This is a genomic window from Pedobacter petrophilus (assembly GCF_009674725.1).
In the GTDB taxonomy this organism is placed as follows: Bacteria; Bacteroidota; Bacteroidia; order Sphingobacteriales; family Sphingobacteriaceae; genus Pedobacter; species Pedobacter petrophilus.
This window is the reverse complement of record NZ_WKKH01000003.1, coordinates 108,943-132,058: the sequence shown is the minus strand read 5'-3', so window position 1 is coordinate 132,058 and position 23,116 is coordinate 108,943. Positions and strand designations below refer to the sequence as shown.

13 protein-coding genes are annotated in these 23,116 nt (G+C 39.8%); 6 read left to right on the top strand and 7 right to left on the bottom strand.

Going from position 1 to position 23,116, the window contains the following annotated elements; translation table 11 throughout:
* Window positions 1-25: 25 nt before the first annotated feature.
* From GJU39_RS02850 to GJU39_RS02835, 4 genes are read right to left on the bottom strand one after another with little or no spacing between them, the layout of a single operon-like run.
* Window positions 26-2,974, bottom strand: coding sequence for a beta-galactosidase (locus tag GJU39_RS02850; protein WP_154279180.1), 2,949 nt, complete (start codon window positions 2,972-2,974; stop codon window positions 26-28).
* A 33-nt stretch (window positions 2,975-3,007) separates the two neighbouring features.
* Window positions 3,008-5,215, bottom strand: coding sequence for an alpha-N-acetylglucosaminidase (locus GJU39_RS02845; RefSeq protein ID WP_154279179.1), 2,208 nt, complete (start codon window positions 5,213-5,215; stop codon window positions 3,008-3,010).
* A gap of 7 nt (window positions 5,216-5,222) precedes the next feature.
* A complete protein-coding gene (locus GJU39_RS02840; RefSeq protein WP_154279178.1) occupies window positions 5,223-6,704 on the bottom strand; it encodes a RagB/SusD family nutrient uptake outer membrane protein in 1,482 nt (493 codons plus the stop codon).
* Between the two features lie 4 nt (window positions 6,705-6,708).
* The gene (locus GJU39_RS02835; RefSeq protein ID WP_154279177.1) at window positions 6,709-9,831 is read right to left on the bottom strand and encodes a SusC/RagA family TonB-linked outer membrane protein; all 3,123 of its coding nucleotides are present in this window, start codon (window positions 9,829-9,831) and stop codon (window positions 6,709-6,711) included.
* Window positions 9,832-10,290: 459 nt separating this feature from the next.
* On the opposite strand from GJU39_RS02835, the gene GJU39_RS02830 reads away from it, so the two are divergent.
* Window positions 10,291-11,562, top strand: coding sequence for an ROK family transcriptional regulator (locus GJU39_RS02830; protein ID WP_154279176.1), 1,272 nt, complete (start codon window positions 10,291-10,293; stop codon window positions 11,560-11,562).
* A gap of 179 nt (window positions 11,563-11,741) precedes the next feature.
* On the opposite strand, the gene GJU39_RS02825 is transcribed toward GJU39_RS02830, so the two are convergent.
* On the bottom strand, window positions 11,742-12,527 hold the full coding sequence (locus GJU39_RS02825) for a response regulator transcription factor (RefSeq protein WP_154279175.1): 786 nt from the start codon (window positions 12,525-12,527) through the stop codon (window positions 11,742-11,744).
* Window positions 12,528-12,684: 157 nt separating this feature from the next.
* Between GJU39_RS02825 and GJU39_RS02820 the strand changes: the two genes are divergently transcribed.
* Both GJU39_RS02820 and GJU39_RS02815 read left to right on the top strand, forming a co-directional pair.
* Window positions 12,685-13,332: a DUF1349 domain-containing protein gene (locus tag GJU39_RS02820; RefSeq protein ID WP_154279174.1), complete on the top strand. Its 648-nt coding sequence runs from the start codon at window positions 12,685-12,687 to the stop codon at window positions 13,330-13,332.
* A gap of 153 nt (window positions 13,333-13,485) precedes the next feature.
* Window positions 13,486-15,018 carry a SulP family inorganic anion transporter gene (locus GJU39_RS02815; RefSeq protein ID WP_154279173.1) on the top strand — a complete coding sequence of 511 codons (1,533 nt, stop codon included), beginning with the start codon at window positions 13,486-13,488 and terminating at the stop codon, window positions 15,016-15,018.
* On the opposite strand, the gene dinB is transcribed toward GJU39_RS02815, so the two are convergent.
* Complete coding sequence (dinB, locus tag GJU39_RS02810) at window positions 15,015-16,115, bottom strand: DNA polymerase IV (protein WP_154279172.1); 1,101 nt, start codon at window positions 16,113-16,115, stop codon at window positions 15,015-15,017. The genes GJU39_RS02815 and dinB overlap by 4 nt on opposite strands.
* 279 nt (window positions 16,116-16,394) lie before the next feature.
* Window positions 16,395-16,754: a response regulator gene (locus GJU39_RS02805; RefSeq protein ID WP_154279171.1), complete on the bottom strand. Its 360-nt coding sequence runs from the start codon at window positions 16,752-16,754 to the stop codon at window positions 16,395-16,397.
* A gap of 314 nt (window positions 16,755-17,068) precedes the next feature.
* On the opposite strand from GJU39_RS02805, the gene GJU39_RS02800 reads away from it, so the two are divergent.
* The 3 genes from GJU39_RS02800 to GJU39_RS02790 all read left to right on the top strand — a co-directional run bounded on the left by GJU39_RS02800 (window position 17,069) and on the right by GJU39_RS02790 (window position 23,107).
* On the top strand, window positions 17,069-18,100 hold the full coding sequence (locus GJU39_RS02800; RefSeq protein WP_154279170.1) for a LacI family DNA-binding transcriptional regulator: 1,032 nt from the start codon (window positions 17,069-17,071) through the stop codon (window positions 18,098-18,100).
* 415 nt (window positions 18,101-18,515) lie between these two features.
* A complete protein-coding gene (locus tag GJU39_RS02795) occupies window positions 18,516-21,497 on the top strand; it encodes a SusC/RagA family TonB-linked outer membrane protein (RefSeq protein ID WP_154279169.1) in 2,982 nt (993 codons plus the stop codon).
* A 20-nt stretch (window positions 21,498-21,517) separates the two neighbouring features.
* Window positions 21,518-23,107 carry a RagB/SusD family nutrient uptake outer membrane protein gene (locus GJU39_RS02790; protein ID WP_154279168.1) on the top strand — a complete coding sequence of 530 codons (1,590 nt, stop codon included), beginning with the start codon at window positions 21,518-21,520 and terminating at the stop codon, window positions 23,105-23,107.
* Window positions 23,108-23,116 lie beyond the last annotated feature (9 nt).

The window sequence follows — 23,116 nt, the reverse complement described above, 5'->3', positions numbered from 1 at the left end:
TGCTGGCGTTCTGCAATCATTTAAGCTATTGCGCCTTTAACTGATAACTGATTTTGCTTGCTGCGCTTTCCAAGGTTATTTTTACTTGACTTGGATTTTTACCATCTTCATCGTAAATCAGAATCTCGTTCTGTCCCTCTTTTAGCCAGGGTTCTGGAATATATAGGCCAATATCGCCGATCTTTTCCGGATAACGCCCCAGGTTATGGCCGTTAACCCAAACTGAACCGTGCCCCATGCCATAAGGGTGAACACGCCATACTAGATACCTGTTGGCTGATTTTTGCTGATTAAACGTGGATCGGTAAAATTGCGGGCCATTAAGGGAATCAACGCCTGCAAGAATTTCCCAATTTACGGAAGTATCTTCGGGATCTACACCGTTTTTCATCTTCCATCCGGTTAAAACGGTTCCTGTTCCCATTAAATTTATCTTTACAGGCTGATCAATGCCGCCCTCGTTACTTATGTTTTCTATAAAAACAGAGAGTTCAATCGGCTTAGCCAGGATAGCTGGCTCGGTGATTTTATACTCAAAAGGAATATTCCAGCCTTCGTGTCTTAATACTTTTTTACCGTTAATAAACAGGGTTGCATTTTCATCTGTACTTTTAAAGCTAATGATTAGGATGGAAAGACCCGGTTGGGCTTTAACAACGGTTTGAAACCAGCCATAGCCCTCTTTAAGTTTGAATACATCTGCTCCGATTTTATATTTTGTGGTTTTGAGTGTGTCGAGTAGAGGTGGGCCATTCTTAATAGCTATTGAATCTGACGCAGCGGTGAAATACCAGTTATCAAGGGTAGCGATAAATGGTCCGCCTTTTTTAATTCGGGTAATGCCAGAAAGTCCTTTTTTATCAATATCTGTAATAGGACCGAGGTAGGCAGCCAGTTTATCACGGCCATCGTGGGCAGTAAAAAAGCCCAGGTCATGCGTGCCTTTTTTTAGGTCTAGGGTTAACTCACCACTTCTGATCTTCCAGTGGGTTACCAGTTTTCCATCTACAAATACCGTTGCACGGTCGCCCCCGTCAGACTGTAATGTGTATTTTCCGGTAGAAGGTGCGTTAAATTTTGTTCGGTACCAGGCCGAATTGGTCAGGTTTCCATTTTTGCCCATTTGTAAAGGATTTTCACTAGCGATCCACTTTCCGTTATTTGTAGCAGATGCGGCAAAAATCGAAGCATCTTTATTTTCCCATAGCGTTAAACTCAGTAGCGTATCTATTTTAATATCCTGAACAGGGGCAACAATCAGATTTTTGATCCCATTTTCGAGATAAAGCATGGCGTGGGTGTCTTTTGCGGCAGCTAACGGATAGGTTGCTACACCTTCAAAGCCTGTGCTACTTAGTTTCGTTTCACCAAGATAAGAAACACCGGTAACAATCGCCTCACTTCCTGTTTCGGCTGTGATCCATGTTTTATTGGTTGCCGCCTTGTCCATTACCAGGATCCGAACCAGTTGATTGCCTGTTTTAAAAAGATAAAGAGTTGGTTGGTCAGCGGGTTTAAATACCGTGTTTAAGGTGATACTGTTGCCGGTTACTTTCAAATCATCGACGTGAATAGTGGATTTAATAACAGCTTTTCCAGCAGTAATAAAGTTTAGATACAGCGGGTCTCCGGCATTTGCTTCTACCAAGAGGGTAGTTGTATTCTGCTGTTTTATAACACTGTATATTCTGGATAATCCCCAATTCAATTCTACCTGATTATTCAGTTTAAACTGGTGTACAATTGGATGGATCTCGCCTGGTAATAAGTTGATCGTAAAAGGAGGTAAACCTTTAAGTGTAATGGTTTTTGTAAGCTGTTTTTCAGTAGAATTGTCGAGGAAGATTAAAGTTCCTGCTTCGCTCATCCTTGCACTTATTTTGAGTGTAGTATCTGGTGTTAGGTATTGATAAGCTGCGGATGCGTCGGTACTATTTTCCAATATTTCCTGGAAACTGCGTGCAAAATATCCGGCACGTTTAAAAGTATAGTAAATCGGGCGTAAATCTCCGGCCTGGCCAACTGCGGCGCCATAATCGTAAGAGGCTGCGTCTTCATCATTATTGGTGTAGCCAAAATTAGATCCGCCATGCGCCATGTAAAAGTTATAGCCATTGCCGCCATGAGCAATGATTTTCCAGGTACGGCGGTCGTAAGTGGCTGCATCTGTCGGTTTAGCTCCATATTGTGAATACCAAACGCTCCAGAATTCTGTAGAAAACCACGGATTAGGTCTTTTCGGATCATCGAGTATTCCTTTTCCGGCAGGATCAGTTGCATGATGTACACCGCTAAAAAAGTAGGGTACCTCCATCCCCATGGCTAAAGATTTACTTTGCAGGTGTTTAAAGTAATCGTTAGGTATATCCGTTCCCCAGCCTTTAGGATGTTCATTTTCGAGTTGTACTAAAATTACGGAGCCACCTTTATTAATCTGGTGTTTCATTACAATAGGCAGCAAGCGGTCAAAGAAGCGGTTTACATATTTTTCAAATTCTGCATTCGGTTCCCTCACCCGTACACCAGATTTAAAGCGTAACCAGATGGGATAACCACCCTGATCCCATTCTGCACAATAGTAAGGGCCAACACGAACAATTGAATATAGTCCCGTTTCTTTCACAAGAGCAAGAAACTGATCGAGGTTCTGGTCGCCATCAAACTCAAATTTCCCTTCCGTAGGTTCATGGAAGTTCCAGATGGTATAAACCTCAACACAGTTAAAGCCTCCCCGTTTAAGTTGCAGCAGGCGTTCCCGCCAAAGTTCATGGGGCACCCTGGCATATTCCATCCCGGCAGAGACAATAAAGGTTCTTTTTTGATTGATCAGAAAGCCTTTACTGTCGAAATCGCTAAAATTCTTTGCTGCAGGCAATGCATGGAACATGTGGTCATTTACAACTTCCTGTGCATTGGCAACTGTAGAAATAGAAAGGGCCAGCAGCAAAGAATATAAAAGTCTCCCGTATTTCATCAGCTGAGAATATTATGTGGCTTTAAGCTCATTTTATTTAGCATGAGCGGCTTTTATCGTATCATTATATTTAGCATAAAGTTTTGCCACCACTTCAAAAGAATTACCTTTTATTTTATCAGAATAGGCATTGTTATGGAGATTAACCCATTGCCATTCCCAGTTTTTTACATTTTTATCAAAAGCTTTCAAGTCTACTGTTGTACCGGTTTTCAGCGACTGATCAATTGTTTTAAAGAACATTTCCCATCTTGGTTTATAATATCCTTTAATTAATCCCGCCCATTGGCGGTTCGAGTATTCTCTTAAACTGCTTTCTTTATTACCCCATAAGGTTACAAGGTCTCGCGCATTAAATTCGTATAAATTCTTCTCTTTTTCTGTAATGCCGTTTGCTCTTGCTTCATTGATCCATTTGCCCAGCAGGAAATCTTTGCGGGTGGCTAACAACAGGTCCATATCATCTAATAGCTCCAGGAATTCTTTGCTGTATTTTTTAAAGGCAGCATGGTCTTTAGCTTGGTAAGCAGCTGCCATTTTCTGTTGAAGTGGGCTCGCATAATTGGCTAATACCTGCCTGGTAACATCTACCAGGTCATATTCAAAACCATCACTGGTTTTTAGTTCATCTGCACTGGCAGTAAATAGTCCCCAGGCTTTTACCAATTGAAGTGGGTCGTAAGATACTCCCGTCAGTACCCTGTCGATTTTTTTCTCGAAGGTGGGGCGGGCTACAATGATAGACTCATTTCCACCTTCAGTCAAACCGCCGCTATAAACGGTGTTCAGTAAGATATTCCAGGCCTCATCCAGCTGCGGCACTTTTTTACCATACCTGCGCTTTGCATAATCTTTCAGCCATGCTTCCGCATCAATTGGCGTATCTCTCCATACATTTTCCAGCATTAAGCCAAATAATGCAGGGTTTTGTTCAATTCCTTCGGGAGCCAGCCCAATACCCACCATCTTTTTAGATTCAGGATCATGCAATGCAATCGAAGGATCTGCTGCCACATGGCGCATTCTACCAAACAAACTAATGTTGCCACCAAAGTTCTGCAGCATATTCCAGATCCATGGTTTACCATAATAGGCATCTGTACGGTTCCATACCGGGTGTGCATCGCTGTATAAATCCAGCACAATCATCTGGTCGTCTGGTACCGCATTTAGTAAAGCTTTCACCTGCTGCGGTTGCCAGAATTTATTGTTATAATGGAACATCCATCCCTGCATCACCCAAATTGCTTTAGGATCAGCGGCTGTCATGGAATGGAGCACCTTTTTACTCATGTCGCTCAGATAAGTTGAGTCGTTAGTAGGTGGGATGTTCTCGTTAAAGGTATCAGAGGAATACAAGTGATCTGTTCCAAATTCTTTAGTCTGTGTTTCAATGTATTGTTTTCCGATTTTTTCGAACAAGGTATCTTCAGGATCGAGGATAAATACATCCGGAAAACCAGCATCCCAGTTTGTTCTTTTTACTTTTGCCTTTGGGAACTTATCTTTAAATGTAGGTGGCACGTGACCAGTAAAAGCAGATAAAACAGGCTTCATCCCAAATGATCTCTCTCGTTCGAGGATTTTTTTCTGCAGTTCTTTATGGGAATCCATCCAGTGCTGTGGCAGCGGACCGCCCCAGGCATCAATGTTGCCCATCCACAACCAGGAAAAGTAAGCCGGACCGCTAAAAAAACCTTCGAGTTCTTTTTCGGTGAACCCCATAGAGCGGTATACATCTCTCCAGATGGCTTCTTCGCCGGTAATGGCTAGCGGCATATTAATTCCATTTAAAGCCATCCAGTCGATCTCTTTCTGCCAACGCTCCCAATCCCACCAGGCCATGGTGTAATTAAAGGTGCAATAGTTTAAGTAGTAACGGTAATTGTAAGGGGTATTTTTATGAATTTTTGCTGATACTACTGGCAAAACAGCAGGAATGTTCAGGTTGGTGCCATTCCAGCCAATATCGCTCTGGCAGTAGTTTTTCAGGTAATAGTTTAAGGCTGAGGCAACAGATAAGCCGTTGTTGCCGCGTAGTACAATTTTATTGTTTCTGGATTCCACTTCAAACACATCTTTTTCATTTTTCCTGGGGATTTCTTCTACAATGAAATCTCCCGCCCGGCTAGCTACGATACGTTTTAAAAAGGCAGCGGTGTTTTGCTGGTCTACTTGCGCATGGGTGGTTAAACCCATGGTTACGACTGCCAGAAACAATAAAATGATGTACTTATGCATAGTATTTTTAAAAATTAGGGTTTTGTACCAATACACCACCAGCTTTGTCTATTTCTACTTGTGGGATTGGATAATAATAGTGTTTAGGTCGAATAAAAGTAACCGTTTTTCCCTGGTCTACCGGTGCTTTTGATACTGCACGGTTATAGATGGTTGCGATATTAACTATTCCGGTTTTATCCCAGCGCATTAAATCCTGGTGTCTTTCTCCTTCGCCGGCTAATTCTACGCGTCGCTCGTGAATCAATTGGGTCATGCCTGCACCAGCAACAGGAGGTAATAAGGTAGATGCTCTGCGGCGGACCTGGTTAATGAGGGCATCGCCGGCTCCTGCACCTTGTGTACGGATTCTGGCTTCGGCTACTAACAGGTAAATATCTGCAGAACGCATTAATGGAACTGCATAATTATGATCAACACCATTTCCTTCTGCCGATCCAAATGGGTAGAAGACTGCATATTTGCGGAAAGCAAAACCTGTAGATGAAAGGCTGCTGGTAAAGGTTTGGTCATCTACACCGTCGCCAATATTGATTTTATCGCCAACACTCAAAAGAGTGGCCGCTTTACGGGAATCATTCGCTTCGAATTCGTCTGCTAAACCTTGTAATGGCTGACTAAATCCATATCCTCCCCAGGCTCTCGGGATGTAGTAAATGGTATAATCGTTTTGTACTATGTTTTGTAAACCTTGAACAGAGAAGAGGATTTCTGTGCTGGTTTCGTTGGCGCGGGTAAAGTTCTCTTTGTAAGTAGCCGCTAAATTATATTTTGGGTTATCAATTAAACGCTGTCCGGTAGTAATGGCTTGCGGTAATTTTTCCCAATACATATATAATTTTGTGAGCAAACCCAAAGCTGTTCCCTTGCTTACGCGACCTCTATCTGTAGTACCGTAAGACTCTGGAAGTAAATCTACGGCCTTTAATAAATCGGCTTCAATTTGTTTTCTAACTTCTTCAACGCTCGATTTCGGTTTATTAAAGGTTTTATTTGTGAAATCTGATTCTGAAATAATAGGTACATCGCCATAAATCAACATCAGGCGCCAATAGCCAAAAGCACGCATAAAGTACGCTTCGCCCATGCTTCTGCTTCGCACAGCCTCATTCATTGTTGGTATTTTAGGGATATTGATAATCGCATTTGTAGAACGGTTAACCGTTTCATATTTATACGTCCAGCTATACCGCACTTGTGCATTAGAAGCATCGTAAGTCAGGTTTTCTATTGCTTCATCTTCAGAATGATCGCCCGAACGCCAGTAATCATCCGAGGCTACATCAAACGTAGTTTCTGCATGGCTGATATAGTCTTCCTGTTCAAGCAGGTTATAGATTCCGGTAACTGCATTTACCCCATCTGTTTCGTTTTTGAAATAATTGTCTGTATTATAAACACCTTTCTGGTCTAGATCCAGATTCTTTTTACAAGCCGCACTTAAAAGTACAATCGCTGTTAGTACAAGAATATTTATTTTCGTTTTCATAGGATTACAATTTAAGGGTTAAACCAAACGTAAATGAACGTACAGAAGGGTACTGCGCTACGTCAACACCTCTTTGTCTGTTGCCATCTGTATAACCTAATTCTGGTGTGTAACCAGTGTATTTGGTAAGCATAAATACATTCTGACCGGTTACGTATAATCTAAGGCTGCTAAATGTTGCTTTTTTAACCAATGCTGATGGGAAGGTATAACCCAGGGTGATATTTTTTAAACTAAAGTAACTACCGTTTTCAATAAACAGATCTGATGTTCTGTAGTTATCATTAGAGCGATCCAGCGACATTCTAGGGATCGTATTGCTCGTTCCCGGGCCAGTCCACCTTCCAATTGTTTCTCCATACAAATTAAAAGAATACGTAGGATCGATCCCCTGCATCCTGTCTGCATTGTACAAATCAATACCCAATACACCAGTGAAATTAGCAGATAGATCGAAATTTTTATAAGATACACTTCCTTGCAGGCCCAGGGTTGCATCAGGATTCGGATTACCAATATAGGTACGGTCTTTTCCGTCAATTAAGCCATCACCGTTGATGTCTAAGAAACGCACATCACCTGGTTTAATAGCACCCTTACGAGAATCATTTGCCAGTGCAGCATCATTATTAATTTCTGCCTGTGTTTGATATAACCCATTTGTTTTCCAGCCGTAAAAAGAAGAGATAGACTGTCCTTCATACGTTCTGGAGATTTCCTGGCTGGAACGACCATAAACTTTTGAAGAAATATAAGCGCTTTCTCCATAAAGTTTAGTGATTTTGTTTTTGATAAACGAACCATTTATCCCCACAGAATACTTCACCTCATTGCCTGCATTGTAATTGATTTCAGCCTCAACACCCCGGTTGCTCATCTCCCCTGCATTTACATCTGATGCAATGGTTGTACCGGCAGTTCCTACCTGCACGGCAGGGATTAGCATATCTTTCGTATTCTTATCAAAATAAGTTAGCGTAGTGCTCAATTTGTTTTTCAAAAATCCGGCTTCCACACTAACATTCGTCATGGCCGAACGTTCCCAGGTGATATTCGGATTGGCTGTTTTAGTGATCGCCGCCCCATTATAACCTGCTCCGCCGAAAGTATAACCATTTGTTCCATAGGTGTTTCCGACGAGGATCGAACTTACATACTGGAAAGGCGTTACGTTTTGGTTACCCAGCTCGCCCCATCCACCTGTTATCTTTAAATTGCTGATCCAGTTTACCTCTTTCATAAATTTTTCATTAGATATTCTCCATCCCACAGAAAATGCAGGGAAATATCCCCATTGTTTGCCCGGCGCAAACCGCGAAGAACCGTCAGCCCTGAAGGTTACAGTAGCCAGGAACCTGCCATCATAATCATAAAAACCCCGAGCAAATACAGACTCTAATGCGGTAGGGTCATCGGTAGTTCCGGCAGCCGTAAGTAAGGTATTGCCTTGACTTAGCACGCGTTGATCAAAGGCAGTATTGTCATAGCCAATTCTTGCTGCACTGAAATTACTACCTTGAAAATCCTGTTTAGAATAACCGGCAGTAATTGTTAAGTGGCTCTTGTTAATCGTTTTATCATAAGTAAGAAACAAATCCAGTAGATTAGAATGCGATTCCAATTCTGATTGGGTAAGGCTCGAATTAGTCGTTTGTCTTGCCTGATTTACATCCAGCACACTGAAATTATAGCCCCTGGTAATGGTACCATCAAAACCGTAATTCGCACGGAATTTCAGGTCTTTCATAATGTTCACTTCTGCAAATACATTTGCAATCACCCTGTATTTTCGGGTGTAAGCATCGGTCTGCTGAATGGTTGAATAAGGGTTATTAATATCGCCCAGCTGGTTGGCAAATGCTTTGGAAGTACCAAAAGTGCCGTCATCATTTACCGTAGGAATTGCAGGGTTAAAGCGTAAAGCAGAGAACAGCAAACCAGTTTGAGAATCATTATTATTGAATGAATTGCTTTCTGTATAAGTTCCCTGTACATTTTCTCCGACTTTGAGCCAAGGTTTAATTTTATGTTCAGAATTTATACGTGTACCAAAACGTTTAAATCTTGCTTTATCAATAATACCTTTTTCATCGTACATGGAGGTGGCAAAATAATAGGTGGAAGTTTCGTTACCACCCTGGATATTTACGTCACCACTGGTTACTTTACCCGTTCCCAGGATCGCCTTTTGCCAGTCTGTGCGTTGTGTAGCGTAATAAGGATCATCCCAAGGCGCCTCTATTGTAGCACCATCATTTGTGTAACGCTCTCTTTTAAGCGTGTATAAATTTGGAGCCGTTAACAGGTCCAGGTAACGCGTGGTGTTAGAAAAACCGGTGTATGCATTTACCGAAGTGGATAATTTCTGACTGAAATTCCCTTTTTTGGTGGTTACCAAAACTACGCCATTTGCAGCACGTGTACCGTAGATTGCGCTGGAAGACGCGTCTTTTAAAATCTCCACCGAGGCTATATCGTTAGGATTTACATCACTTAACGCATCCGGGTTGCTGGAAGGAACCCCGTCGATAACGACCAAAGGATTGGCATCGTTAATGGTTCCTGTACCACGGACTCTGATACTCGGTGCAGCACCTGGCGAACCATCGTTACGTACAATGTTAACCCCAGCAGCACGACCATCTAAAGCCTGCGTAACTGAAGCTACCGGCAAGTTTTGTAGATCTGAGCCTTTAATACTCGAAATAGACCCGGTTACGTCCACTTTTTTAGTGGTACCGTAGCCAACTACCACTACCTCATTCAGGTTTTGATTGTTTTCTGATAAGATTGCGGTAACTACCGATTTACCACCAATAGGTAATGTAGCTTTCACGTAGCCGATATAAGTAAATTCGAGGATGCCATCTAAAGGCGCATTAAGAGAAAATTCCCCGTCATTGTTGGTGGTGGTTCCGTTTGAAGAACCTTGTAGCTTAACGCTAACTCCAGGGAGTACGCCACCTTTTGCATCTGTAACTTTACCTTTAACAACTGACTGTGCGAAGGCAGTTTGCAGTTGTGAAGAGAGCAAAATGAGGAGCATGATGGCTAACTTAAATAGCGTATTGTACTTAAACGAGCGGCGTGCATGTAGAAATGGGAAAATCGTTTGTAAATTTTTCATCAAATAATTTGGTTTAGTGCTGCATAACATTACGGAACCTTTTAAAATGGTCCGGACATAGAACGGTTAGCACAAATGAAAATATGTTTGTTTTATTTTTAGAAAGTACAATGTCTTTCTACCGTTTCTGAAAACAGTTAGGAATCTGGGGTGTAAGTTTTCTTCATGGTTTGGTTTTAAGTTTGTTATTGGTGCTTGTGTATTTATAGCTAAATGACTAATGGTCGGGTAGTCGTGAGCAACGCTTTAAATTTAAATACGCGTATGGTTCTGTGTAGGTAAATAGTTGTTATTTTAAAGTTATGTAAAAAAGTTACATTTAATCAAGTAATTTGTAATATTTTTTATAAAACACGTTATAATTAATCGTATTTTTATAAAAACCATGCAACTTATATAAAATTTTTATATAAGTTGCATGGTTTACGCTTTATAGTTCTATTTAAATACGCGATCAATATGGAAATAACACTTCGGCCTGATTACTTTTCTATGGATGAGAAAAAACTCGGTGAGTTGAGTAATCTGGAGAGAAAAAAATACCTGCAGAAAATAAAAATTCTTAAATATATATACGAGAATGAGGCCACTACGGTTAGTGAAATTTTCACAGCAGTAGGCATTAGTTCTCCAACTTGCCTGATACTGCTGAATGAATTAATTGCTGATAATATTTTAGAAAAAAAAGGCAAAGGTGAATCTATGGGTGGTAGAAAACCAGATTTCTACGTATTGAAAGATGCTACTTTTTACATGGTGAGCATAGAGATGGAAAAATTCAGAACGCGGGCAGCAATCCTTGATAACAACAATAACTATATTACCACAATACATACTTTATTTAAAGGAATCAGCAAGGATCAGTCGGCTATAGCAGATTTGCTCATTTTCATTGATACATTGGTCGCCTCTGCTAAAATCGATAAAACTAAACTGGTGGGTATAGGGATAGCTACGCCTGGCCTGGTTGATGCTGAAGCGGGTATAAATTATACTTATCTTAGATCAGAAGATAAAGAAAAAACATTACAAGAGGTACTGGAAACTAAATTCGGCTACCCGGTGTTTCTGCAAAACGATGTTAAATGTGCTGCCATTGCAGAAAGCAAACATGGATTAGCAAAAGGCATTAGCGATGCATTGGTTGTGTTAATGGACTGGGGCGTTGGATTAGGGATCATCATGGATGGCAAAATGCGTAAGGGTAGCAGGGGTTTTTCCGGAGAAATTGGACATATTCCGCTGATTGATGAAGGTGCATTGTGTTATTGCGGTAAAAAAGGGTGCCTGGAAACAGTTGCTTCTGGTATTGCACTCGCAAGACTGGCCAAGGAAGGTATAAAATCTGGTCAGCATTCCCTTCTTAATGAATTATCCGATCATGAAATTGATAAAATAGAACCCTATCTCGTAATTGATGCAGCCAATAGGGGCGATCAATATGCAATTAGCATTCTATCTATTGTAGGGAGTAACTTAGGCAAAGGGATCGCAACATTAGTGCAGCTATTTAATCCTGAGGTGATTATTCTCGGTGGTAAAATGGCTGAAGCAAAGCAATACATTACCATTCCCATTATCCAGGCAATTAATACTTACAGCATGACTGAAATTAGGGAGAACACGCAGATAGTAACTTCTGAACTTGGTCAGGATTCTTGTATTTTAGGCATTGCCAGTATGGTAATCAATAACATTTTTGAAAGACAAATCAGATTTGCTGAGGTTTAGACCATAATTGATTTTGCGTATTTCTTAAAGTATTGAAAATAATATTTGAGATCAGTTGAATAGCTGTATGCTGAAATACTGGAACAGTTGGGAGAACACAAAACCGGCGTGGGTTGCTTATACATCAATAACTGGCAGATGTAGATTTAGATGTATTGAAGTACATTATCAGAACTTCGCTATCCAAATTGGTTTAATCTATCATTTACCGAAGCCAATAAACCCATTGTTTCGGCAATTCTACAGGCTTCCAATGCATTACTGACGTTCAGTTTTTGAAATATATTTTGCCTGTGGCGATTAACCGTATTAATGCTTAATGCCAGTTGATCCGCAATTTCTTTACTTCTTTTCCCGTGTTTAATTAGTCGCAGAATCTCTTTCTCTCTTGTAGAAAGAAGATCCATAAAGCGCTCGTCGTCTTGCTCAATAATCTTTCCGGTTCGCTTATTCGTGATGGCTCCTTGCGGAATCGAAAATTCAGGATGACTATAAATCATATTATACAAGCACAGCGCTAACCAGATACTCCCATCTTCCGAGCTTGCGATGTACAATAATCGATGTTTCACCAAAACATATTTTCCAGCGTTATTTCTAATTCTGAGCTTGGTAATCACCTCATAATCCATCCTTTCTTCAGTGATGATCGTATTTAAAAGCTGAAAGAACTGAAATTCCAGACGATATTTTTTATGCAAATCTTCGGTATGGATTTTTTGCAGCAACTGATCCTCCCAAATGGAATTAATTTCATTCTCTTGTTTTGAAAGGCCTAGGTTTTCGGCAAATGCTCCATAATAGAGATAGCTTTTTCTGGCTTTCAAATCACTTAACACACTAATGCCATTTTCAAGTTTGCTGTACATTTCGGCAATAAGCCGGGCATTATGCAGCTGCTGATCCGTATTTAAGGTGGTTTCGAAGGATTGAGAAAAGAGTTTAATATTGAGCAGGTCTCGCATGGCGCAAAATTAATGGTTATTTATTACCATTGAATTTGGTTTTAAGCTTAGATAACTTTGCGAAGTTACAAATTTGGAAGGTTATTCGGGGATGAAAAATTACATTCAATTATGTACATCCGGAATCACTATCAAAAACTTTTAATCAAGCAATAAAATGAAAAAGATCTTACTCGCACTGGTTATATTATTTAGCCTGAATGAACTCAATGCACAAAGCCTCGATAAAATGCAATGGTTTAACGAACCAGAAAAATGGGAAGTTAAGAACAATAGCTTAACCATGCAGGTTACGCCAGGAAGCGATTACTGGCGGATTTCCCATTATGGTTTTACTGTTGATGATGCACCCTTTTATTATGCTACTTATGGCGGCGAGTTCGAAGCCAAGGTGAAACTTATCGGTGCTTATAAAGCTCGTTTCGACCAAATGGGATTGATGATGCGCATTGATCATAAAAATTATATTAAAACGGGTGTTGAATTTGTAGATGGAAAATTTAATTTGAGTACGGTTGTTACAAAGGATAAAAGTGATTGGAGTGTGATGCCTTTAACAGAAGTACCGCCATTTATATGGATCAAAGTAGTGCGTAGGCTCGATGCGGTAGAGATATTTTATTCTCTGGATGATAAAAATTACATCATGACCCGCAACGCACCCTTGCCGGACAATACACCTGTTATGGTAGGTTTGATGGCTGCAAGTCCGGATGGGAAGGGTTTTGAAGCTAAATTCGAAAATTTTAAAGTGAAACATTTACCAGATCAACGTAGATTGGAGTGGTTAAAGGCACATCAATAGAAACATAGCCATATCATTGAAAACATGTCTGCTTCCGGTCTAGCGCATTGATGTTGTTATCCCTAAATGTTCTTCTTTGGTGGAAGATTTAAATGATTAATTTGCCAATAAACGGTAGAAAAAACTTCATATTTGCAGTTTTAATTGTAAAGAATGAAATTTACTCTACAACTTTTCGATTTCTCGAAAAGAATCGATTATAAAACAGAGATATTAGCCGGCTTAACGGTAGCCATGACGATGATTCCCGAATCATTATCGTTTGCTATTCTTGCTGGTTTTCCTCCCTTAATGGGTTTGTACGCGGCTTTTATAATGGGGTTGGTTACCGCCATTCTGGGCGGCCGGCCGGGGCTGGTATCTGGTGGGGCTGGCGCAACGGTAATTGTACTGATTGCTTTAATGAAGAGTAACGGCATAGAGTATGTATTTGCTGCGGTGGCGCTTGCAGGCGTGATTCAAATTATAGTGGGCCTTTTTAAACTGGGCAAATTTGTTCGGCTGGTGCCGCAACCGGTAATGTTCGGCTTCGTAAATGGCCTTGCAGTAATCATTTTTATGTCGCAGTTAGAACAGTTTAAAACGGTAGTTAACGGTCAGGCTGCCTGGTTAAGCGGTACAGCATTGTATATTATGCTGGCTTTGGTAGCCTTAACTATTGCTATTGTTATTTTGCTTCCAAAGTTTACCAAAGCCATTCCTGCTTCTTTAGTGGCAATTATTGTTGTTTTTCTAGTGGTTTTCTGCTTCGGAATCGATACTAAACTGGTTAGAAATATTGCCTCAGTAAGTGGTGGTTTCCCGCCTTTTCATGTTCCACGAATTCCCTTTAATCTGGAAACCCTTAAAATCATCTTTCCTTATGGCTTAATTATGGCTGGCGTAGGTTTAACAGAAGGCTTACTAACCCTAAATCTGGTAGATGAAATTACAGATTCTAAAGGTAACGGAAACCGAGAAAGTATTGCGCAAGGCATCGCCAATATGCTTAATGGGTTTTTTACAGGGATGGGCGGCTGCCCGATGATTGCACAAACACTGGTTAATCTATCTGCAGGAGCAAGGGCAAGACTTTCAGGAATCATCGCAGCCTTAACTATTTTACTGATCATTCTGGTAGGTGCACCTATTATTGAAAGGGTGCCGATGGCAGCTTTAGTTGGTGTGATGATGATGGTTGCCATTGGTACATTTGAATGGATGAGCTTTAAAGTGATTAATAAAATGCCTAAACAAGATATTTTTATTGGGATTTCTGTCGCTGTAATTACAGTTTGGTTACACAATCTTGCTTTAGCGGTACTCATTGGCGTAATCATTTCTGCTTTAGTATTTTCCTGGGAAAGTGCCAAAAGAATCAGGGCTAATAAATATGTTGGCGAAGATGGCGTAAAATATTATGAAATTTACGGACCATTGTTTTTCGCATCTGTGGCCAACTTTAATGAAAAATTTGATGTATCAGGTGATCCGGAAAATGTAATCATCGACTTTAAAGATAGCCGCGTTTATGACATGTCTGGAATTGATGCCTTAAATAAACTCACAGAAAGATATAAGGCAGTAAACAAGAAGCTTCACTTGAGGCACCTGAGCGATGATTGCAAAAGATTATTGCGCAATGCAGATGGCGTGATCGAAGTGAACGTAATGGAAGATCCCGTTTACCAGGTTGCTAATAATTAGAAGTTGAATTCCAGCTGGTTGCTGCCAGGATTTTCCACAATAATATCCTCGTAAAAACGGGATAAAGTAATACCAAGCAAGCGGACTTTTGCTGTTCCCAGATTGGCTTCTTCGAGCAGTTTTATCGCTTCCTGAAACATAATCCCGGCCTGGTTTATGGCAACCGGGAATGACCGGCTTCTGGTGATCAGTTTAAAGTCTTCAAATTTTATCTTCAGCGTAACCGTTTTACCTTTTAACTGGTGTTTCTCCAGTCTCAAAGCCACCGTCTCACTAATTTGTTTTAATAATTCATGCATGGTGGCAAGGTCGTTCGTGTCTTCTGATAGGGTATCTTCCGCACCAACCGACTTCGTTTCGCGGTGAGGTTGTACGGGTCTGTTATCTATGCCCCTCACAATTTTATAATAGAATTTTCCTGATTTTCCGAACTGTGCTATCAGCTGCGATTCGCTAAGGTTTTTTAAATCAGCACCGGTATTGATTTGCATGGCTTTCATTTTTGCTGCCGTAACTTTGCCTACGCCAAAGAACTTTTCTACCGGCAACTTCTCCATAAAGGCCTTAATTTTTGAAGGACCGATGAATGTCAAGCCATCAGGCTTGTTCATATCCGAAGCCACTTTAGCAACAAATTTATTAACTGAAACGCCGGCAGAAGCGGTAAGGTTTAATTCATTTTTGATGGCATCTTTAATAGATTTTGCAATATCAATAGCAGAACCTATGCCCAGCTTATCATCAGTAACATCCAGGTAGGCCTCATCCAAAGAAAGCGGTTCAATTAAATCGGTGTAGCGGCTAAATATCTCCCTGATCGCCTTTGATACCGCAGCATAAGCATCAAATCTGGGGTAAACAAATATGGCGGTGGGGCAGAGTTGGTAAGCTTTGCTACAAGACATTGCAGAACGAATGCCGTATTGCCTGGCCTCGTAACTTGCCGTGGCAACTACCCCGCGACTATCTGGTTTACCACCAACCACCAATGGTTTTCCCCTATACTCAGGAAAATCGCGTTGCTCTACAGACGCGTAAAATGCATCCATATCAATATGGATGATCTTTCTTATGGCGTTTTCGGGCTGATCTGACATGATACTATAGAGGAGTAACTTCGGTTATCTGGCTTTATCATGCATCCGAAGGTGAGACGTTAAATTTCGGAAATTTATCAGGATATGGGAAGATAAATCTCTTTCTTTACAAAAGATGGAAAATCAACTATGATAATTAACCAGGAAACAATATTGATTATTATATGAAATAACTAACCTAAGCCAAGGTAGAAAATGGCTCCGGCACCTTGATTAGCTTCTTTGGCTACAATTTTAATGTTAGGTTATCAAGGTTAATCAGGGGCAACAGGGAGCGAACTAATTTAAGAGCAGATCAACTTTGTTTAACAAAGAATCCATTTCGAAGGGTTTTTCCATAAAGTCATTTGCGCCGGCATCCATGGCAGATTGCCGGATATCCCTGCTGGCTGAAATCATTAAAATGGGAATTTCTTTATATTCAGGATTGTTCTTTAGTAACTTACAAATGTCTCTGCCATCATGTCCGCTCATCCAAATATCGAGCATAATTAAATCCTGACGGTTTTTTACGGCATCAAGTACGGTACCGCCATCATAAGTAAATTCGACATCATAACCCATCACTTCCAATATCATCGTTACTGCATCCACAATTCCCTCATCATCATCAGCAATGAGTATTTTCTTAGTTCCCATTAAAGTAAATTTTTTTCAATATTATTGGTTTTTGATGAAAGGCAAATTCAATAGTCTGTCAATAAGTATAAATACTTAAAGACTGTTTTTTGTTTTAAAAAAATTAAATCATTTGTGCAATTATAGGGCATCACTGAAACAATTTCAACAAAAAAATTAGATTTCCTGATTCAAATATATAGGTTGCATTTAATTTTTCGGTACAAATACCGATTAAAATGGATGGTTTGTGCGTACACCGCCTAAACGCCTTCAAAAAAGTAATTTTATAATCTATATTTACAGCTGAATTAAGCAAACTAGCGTTTAACCAGATGGACAGTATTAATATTAAGAAATTAGCAGAAGCGTTAAATTTATCAACTTCTACAATTTCGCGTGCTTTTAGAGATAACAGCGATATTAATGGTGCAACTAAAGAACGTATTCTTACCAAAGCAAAAGAATTAAATTATCAACCTAACCACTACGCGAGCAATTTAAGAGAACAAAAAAGCAAAACAATTGCGGTAATTGTGCCAGAGTTAGCTAATAATTATTTCTCACAAGCCATTCATGGTATTGAGCGTGTGGCCAGAGAAAATGGCTATCACATCTTAATCTATGTAACGGACGATGATTATAATAAGGAGGTTACTTTTATTAGTCACCTGCATAATGGCAGAGCCGATGGCATTATTATGTCGGTTTCTGGGGAGGCAAATGATCATAATTACTTAAATCAGTTTGAAACGAAACGTTTGCCTTTGGTTTTTTTCGATAGAATTTATGATGATATTGAAACACCCAGGGTAATTACAAATGACTATAAAAGCAGTTTTCAGGCCACTGAACACTTAATTGAGCAGGGCTGCAAACGCATTGCGTATTTAGTGGTAAATAAAAGTTTATCGATTGGTAAAACCAGGATGAAGGGTTATCTTGATGCATTATCGAAGTATAGTATCGAATTTGATGAGCAATTGATTGTAGATTGCAGTAACAGCTACGAAGAAAACAGCATCATAATTAAAAATGCACTGGTTGACCTAAAACCGGATGGCGTATTTACCTCGGTAGAGCGTTTGGCTTTTGCCACTTATTATGCCTGTTACGATCTGGAAATTTCCATTCCGGATGATTTAAAAGTGATTAGTTTTTCGAGTCTGGAAATTGCTCCACTACTTAATCCGTCATTAACAACAATTACGCAGCCGGCGGTAGAAATTGGGGAAGAAGCTGCTAGGTTATTATTTAAAATTCTGGATCATCACCAGGATAAAAATTGTTTTAGTGAAGTGGTTTTAGACTCCAAAATGATTATCAGAAATTCTACTTCAAATTTGCCTGAAAGCGGCAAAAAATAAGCTCATTTTTCAGGGCGGAAAATTTTAAAAAATTTCTTCACTTAGTGTAAAATACGCAGAATTATGATCAAATTTCGGGAACGTTCCCGAAAATGAGGAGATTTCTTCATGGTATTTTTCGGGAACGTTCCCGAAAAAGTCATTAAAAATAGCTTAGTGTATAAAATACACTTTTAATCTTAATTTTACTTTCATAAGTTATTGATTAATAGTTAATTATTTTTAAATCAATTGTTTTTTAAGATTTCCATTTTAAATCAAAGTTAAGTTTTTGTTGGGTTTTTACAGACCGATTTTTCGCATGGAATATATTTTTTAAATAAATTTTGAAATGCGATTATGTGCTGTAAATTAGCCCTGTGTGTAATTCACTATAATATTTAACCAAATTTTTATACTTAAACGAGCTTCGAATATGAGAGTATTTTACCTGTTAAAACAGGGGCTTTTGGTGCTGTTAGTTTTTTCAGCATTAATCGTAAAAGCACAATCCGGATCAATTTCCGGAAAAGTGCTTGATGAAACCGGGCTACCATTACCTGGTGCTTCCGTAGTTGTAAAAGGTACAACCAGAAGTACATCAACAGATGGAGACGGTAATTTCAAAATGTCAGGTTTATCGAATGGTTCGGTAACATTATCTGCAAGCTTTATTGGCTATCAAACACTAGATAAAGCCGCAAGCGTTACTGGCAACACAACGCTAAACTTTCAACTGGTGCCAGATGCCCAAAAATTAAATGAGGTAGTCGTGATTGGCTACGGTACTGCAGAAAAGAAAAACTTAACCGGTTCCATCACCACGGTAAGTTCAAAAGATTTTCAAAAAGGAACCATTACTACTCCGGAACAATTAATTCAGGGTAAAGTTGCCGGTGTAAACATCATTTCAGGTGGTGGTGCCCCAGGTGCAGGAGGCCAGATCCGCATTCGCGGTGGCGCTTCACTTAACGCCAGTAACGATCCACTGATTGTAGTTGACGGTGTGCCTTTCAGCGGAAACAGTATTGGAAACGCACCAAGTCCGCTTTCTTTAATCAATCCGAATGACATTGAAACTTTCACTGTATTAAAAGATGCGAACGCAACGGCAATTTACGGTTCAAGGGCTTCTAACGGTGTAATTTTAATTACCACTAAAAAAGGTAGTTCAGGTGCTCCTGTAATTAACTTCAGTACTAATAATTCGATTGCAACTGTTGCGAAAAAAGTAGATGTTTTCTCGGCTGATCAGGTTCGTGCTTATGTAAACGCGAATGGAACAGCTGCACAAAAGGCACTTCTAGGTACTGCAAATACAGATTGGCAGGATGAAATTTATCAAAATGCATTTTCTACAGATAATACATTGAGTATCTCCGGATCATTTAAAGGGGTTCCTTACCGTGTTTCTGCAGGTTATTTGGATCAGGACGGCGTATTGGTTACCGCTAAGCTTAAAAGAGCAACTGGGGGTTTAACCTTGTCTCCACGTTTATTTAATGATCACTTAAAAATTGATTTAAGTTTAAAAGGAACGTTAAGCAACTCTCAATATCCTGATGATGCGGCGATTCAAAACGCCATTCAGTTTGATCCTACACAACCGGTTTATGCTGATAATAAATTCGGAGGCTACTTCGAATGGATTTCTGGAACGGGCGCTGCTGCTGTGCCTAACCCCAATGCACCCCGTAACCCGCTTGCGTTAATCAGACAGCAAAATAATCGGGGTAATGCAGAAAGAAGTTTCGGTAATGCGAGATTTGATTACTCTTTCCACTTCCTTCCGGAATTACATGCAAACTTGAACCTAGGTTACGATATTTCTAAAGGTTATGGTTCTAAATCAGTGCCTGTTTATGCGGCGCAACGTGCCTCAACAAATGGTTATTACGAAAATAGGTTAAACAATGGTTCTGATAAATTTTCAGAGTTCTATTTAAACTACGCCAAAACGGTAGAGAGCATTAAAAGTAGGTTTGATGTAACAGCAGGTTATGGTTATTACGATAACGCTACCACTGATTTTTATTTCAATACTTACAAAGGAACCGGAGAAATTTTAACTACGCCGGTTTTCCCTAATGCCGTGGAAAGACAAAAGTTGCTTTCTTATTACGGAAGATTTGTTTACACGCTTGCTGATAAATATATTCTATCCGGAACAATGCGGGCAGATGCTTCTTCAAGGTTTTCTCAGGAAAATCGTTGGGGATATTTCCCGTCAGCAGGTTTTACCTGGAGAATTATTGGCGAAGATTTCTTAAAAGACAGCAAAGTAGTATCTGATTTGAAATTGAGATTAAGTTATGGAGAGACGGGTAATAAAGATGGAGCAACCATTGGCAACTACAATTACATCTCCAGGTATTATGCCAATACAAATAATGGTCAATACCAGGTAGGAAACAATTTTTACAATTATTACAGTCCTGCCGGTTATGATCCGGATATGAAATGGGAAACCACAACCACTTACAATGCTGGTTTGGATTACGGTTTCTTAAAAGGAAGATTGTACGGTAGCGTAGATGTGTATTACAAAAAAACGAAGGATTTATTAAGCACAATCAATATCCCGGTAGGTACTAACTTTAGTAACCTGTTAACTACCAATGTGGGTAATATGGAAGTGAAAGGAGCGGAGGCCAGTTTGAATTTCGTTGCCATTCAGAAAGACGATGTAACCTGGGAATTTGGTGTAAATGCTGCTTACAACAAAAGAAAAATTACCAATTTGACTTTAAATCCTGATGCAGGATCTAAAGTAGGTGCAGGTGACATTACAGGTGGTACAGGGAATACCTTAAAATGGAATGCTGTTAACCAGATTCCAAGTGCATTTTTTGTTTATAAACAAGTATACAATGCCAATGGCTTGCCATTAGAAGGTGTTTATGAAGATTTAAACGGCGATGGGGTAATTAATACCAACGATCAGTATTTCTACAAATCACCAGATCCAAACTTCACTTTTGGTTTCAATACCTCATTCACTTACAAAAAATGGACCGCCACTACTGTGCTTAGGGCGAGCATTGGAAACTATGTGTACGATAACATTTCATCAAACTTTGGAATCAGAAATAACATCTTAAGTACACAAGGGATTTTAAACAACGCCGGTGTGGATTTATATAACACCAATTTCTCTGGTAGTTCTGGTACACAGTATTTGAGCGATTACTTTATTAAGAATGCCTCGTTCTTAAAAATGGATAACGTTGGTTTATCTTATAACGTAGGTAAACTTGCTAAAAACAGCAATACGACCATGCGCATTTCAGCTAACGTACAGAACGTATTTATCGTTTCTGATTACAACGGCCTGGATCCGGAATTGTCTACAGGGATTGATTTTAACTTATACCCGAGACCCAGAACATATACTTTGGGTTTAAATGTTGGTTTCTAATATCAAAGAAAATATACAAAATGAAAAATTCATTTAAAATCATATTAGCATCAGGGTTCTTGCTTTTGGGTTTAAATTCTTGTAAAAAAGAAGATTTAAATTTAACGCCAACCAATGATGTGACCGCCGAAAATGTTTATGCAACTCCGGCCGGATATAAAAATAGCCTGGTAAAGCTGTATGCAACTTACGCGTTAACCAGTCCGTCGGGTTCTGATAACAGTGATGTTGGAGGATTAAATGCAGGTTTTGCAGATTTCTTCAGGTTATTCTGGACCTCACAAGAGCTTACAACCGATGAGGCCATTTGTGCCTGGGGCGATGTAGGCATTCCAGAATTAAACTTTGGAATACCAAGTAACGACAACCAGTTTTTAAGGGGTTTATATTCCAGAAGTTTACTGCAAATTACTTTTTGCAATGAGTTTTTGAGAGAAAGTACACCAGAGAAATTAACAAGTCGCAACATTACAGGTGCAGACGCTACTGAAATTACCAAGTTCCGTGCCGAAGCCCGTTTTCTCCGTGCTTTTCAATATTGGGTATTATTAGATGCTTTTGGTAACCCGCCTTTTGTAACCGAAGAGGATAATATTGGTAAAATTGCGCCGAAGCAGATCCAGAGAGCAGCGTTATTTAGTTATGTTGAATCTGAACTAAAAGCCATTGAAGGCGATTTAGCTGATGCCCGTGCCAATGAATATGGCCGTGCAGATAAGGGTGCAGACTGGGCTTTATTAGCAAGATTATATTTGAATGCGCAGGTTTATACCGGTACTGCAAAATACACTGAAGCCATTACGTATTCAGGTAAAGTGATTGCGGCTAATTATCAATTAAAGAACAATTACCTCGATCTTTTCAAATCAGATAACGACAAAAACAATACAGAAAATATCTTAACCATTAACTATGATGGTATAAACGGAACCAATTACGGCGGTACCACTTTTTTAATCAATGCTGCGATTAATGCAGATATGGCTCCTGCCAGTTTCGGTGTTCCAAACGGTGGATGGGGCGGAAACAGAACCCGTCAGAATTTGCCTGCTTTGTTTCCTGATGCAAACGGAACGTTAGATAAACGTGGTGTTTTCTTTGGTACTAAAAACACCATTGATGATGTGGGTACGTTTACTGATGGTTTACGGGTAACTAAGTTTACCAATAGAACATCAGCCAATACCACTCCGGCATCCTTAAACGGTACATTTAGCTCATTGGATTTTGCCTTGTTCCGCTTAGCTGAACAGTATTTAATTTATGGAGAGGCTGTAGCGCGTGGTGGTTCAGGCGGTAATGCTGCTCTGGCGCTAACTTATGTGAATGCTTTACGCACCAGGGCTTATGGAAATACATCAGGTAACGTAAATGCTGCGGCATTAACGACTGATTTTTATTTAGATGAGCGCGGGCGCGAATTATATTGGGAAGGTCATCGCCGTACAGATTTAATCCGTTTCGGAAAGTTTGCAGGTTCAACGTATTTGTGGCCATATAAAGGTGGCGTTAAGGCGGGTACATCCATTCCTGCTTACCGCAACATCTTTGCTATTCCAACTGCAGATTTGATTGCCAATCCGAATCTGGTTCAAAACACAGGTTATTAATCTTAATTT